2 pseudogenes are annotated in these 2,228 nt (G+C 73.5%); one reads left to right on the top strand and one right to left on the bottom strand.

Annotated features, from left to right (window positions below):
* A pseudogene (locus tag QH283_RS08045) lies at window positions 1-237 on the bottom strand (condensation domain-containing protein); the annotation flags it as partial.
* Between QH283_RS08045 and QH283_RS08040 the strand changes: the two are divergent.
* Window positions 209-2,228 (top strand): annotated as a pseudogene (locus QH283_RS08040) (non-ribosomal peptide synthetase); the annotation flags it as partial. The pseudogenes QH283_RS08045 and QH283_RS08040 overlap by 29 nt on opposite strands.

Below are 2,228 nucleotides of genomic sequence, written 5' to 3'. Positions count from 1 at the left end.
GTCGTCGAGTTCGGCCGCGCCGCGACCGGCCACCGGGGTGCCGACGGCGATGTCGTCGGTGCCCGACAGCCGCGCCAACAGCACCGCGAAGGCGGCGTGCACGACCATGAACGGGGTGGCGCCGTTGGCGCGGGCCAGTTCGGTGAGCGCGGCGTGTGTGGCGGCGTCGACGGTGAAGTCGACGTGCCTGCCCCGGGTGGAGGCCACGGCCGGGCGCGGCCGGTCGGTCGACATGTTCGTCAACACCCTGGTGCTGCGCGCCCGGGTCGAGCCAGGCGCGAGCTTCACCGATCTGCTGGCCGCGGTGCGTGAAGCCGACCTGGCCGCCTTCGCGCACGCCGACATCCCCTTCGAACGGCTCGTCGAGGTGGTCAACCCGGAGCGCTCCACCGCGCGGCATCCGCTGTTCCAGGTCGGCTTCTCCTTCCACAACCAGGCCGAGGCCGAGGTCGACCTGGACGGGATCACCGCCGCCGCGGTCGATTTCGACACCGAGGTCTCCCAGTTCGACCTGCACCTGGTGGTCACCGACCGGCACACCGCCGACGGCGCGCCCGCGGGCATGGACGCCGCCATCACCTACGCGACCGCCCTGTTCGACGAATCCACCGTCGCCAACATCGCGGGCAGGCTGCGCAGGCTGCTCGAGGCGGTGCTCACCGCGCCGGACACCCCGGTCGGTGACCTGCCGCTGCTCGACGCCGCCGAGACCGACCGCATCGTGCACGGCTGGAACCGGCCCGACCGGGTCTGTGCCGCTGGAACCCTTGCCGCCGGAACCCTTGCCGCGGGCTTCCACGCCCAGGCCGCCCGTACCCCGGACGTCGTGGCTGTCGTCGACGGTGACCGCAGGCTCACCTACGGCGAGTTCGCCGCCGCGGTCAACCGCCTGGCCAGGGTGCTCATCGCGCGCGCCATCGGCCCGGACACCGTTGTCGCCCTTGCCATTCCGCGCAGCACCGAACTGCTGACCGCCATGTACGCGGTGCTCACCGCGGGCGCGGCCTATGTCCCGCTCGACCCGGCGCACCCGCTCGAGCGCACCGTGGCGGTGCTGGCCGCCGCCGATCCCGCGCTGGTGCTGATCTCGGCGAGCAATCCGATGCTGCCGGAGTCGGTGGCCGCACACGAGATCGTGCTCGACGTCGACACCGCCGCGGTGATCGCCGCCGGGATCAGCGCGCACCCGGTCCGCCCCTACGAGCTGACCCGACCGGCCCGGCCGGCGGACCCCGCGTACATCATCTTCACCTCCGGCTCCACCGGCGCGCCAAAGGGCGTGGTGCTGCCGCAGTCCGCCGTCACCCACCAGCTGGAGTGGATGCAGTCCGAATACGGCCTGACCACCGACGACGCCGTGCTGCTGCACACCTCCGCCGCCTTCGACCTGTCGGTCTGGGAGTTCTGGTTGGCCCCGCGCACCGGCGCGGCGCTCGTGCTCGCCCCGGAGGGCGCGCACCGCGATCCGCACGGCATGCTCGAGCTGATCGCGCGCGCCGGGGTCACCACCCTCACCCTGGTGCCCTCGCAACTGGCCATGCTCACCGAGGTCGCCGACGGCCCGCTGCCCGCGGCGCTGCGCAGGCTGCTGGTCATCGGCGAACCGCTGCCCACCGAGACCGTCGACCGCACCGCCGCCCGCACCGGCGCGCGCCTGGACAACCTCTACGGTCCCACCGAGGCCGCGGTCTCGGTCACCCGCTATCGCACCACGGCGGGTGAGACCGGCGCGATCGTCCCGATCGGCGTCCCCGAGGCAGGCACTCGCGTGTACGTGCTGGACGACCGCCTGCACCCCGTCCCCACCGGCGTGACCGGCGAGCTCTACCTCGGCGGCGCGCAGTTGGCCACCGGGTACCACGGCAGGCCCGACCTCACCGCGGAACGCTTCGTCGCCGACCCGTTCGGCGAGCCGGGCAGCCGCCTCTACCGCACCGGCGACATGGTGCGCTGGACCGCCGACGGACAGCTGGTCTTCGTGCAGCGTCGCGACTTCCAGGTCAAGGTGCGCGGTTACCGCATCGAACTCGCCGAGATCGAGCACGCTCTGCGCGCCTGCCCGGCGGGGGGGGGGGCGCGTCGCCGGGGGTGGCCGCGCCCGGGGGCGGCGGCACTGGGGGGCTATGGGCTGACAAAGCGGGGGCGGGGCGGCTCCCCCCCCGCCGCCCCTACCGTGCGCGGGCATGGCACTCACACCCGAGCGATACCGCATACGGCCAGTCGAGATC

The organism is Nocardia farcinica (assembly GCF_029867845.1).
In the GTDB taxonomy this organism is placed as follows: Bacteria; Actinomycetota; Actinomycetes; order Mycobacteriales; family Mycobacteriaceae; genus Nocardia; species Nocardia farcinica_A.
Note: the sequence above shows the minus strand (reverse complement) of the source record. Positions and strands in the feature narration are given on the sequence as shown.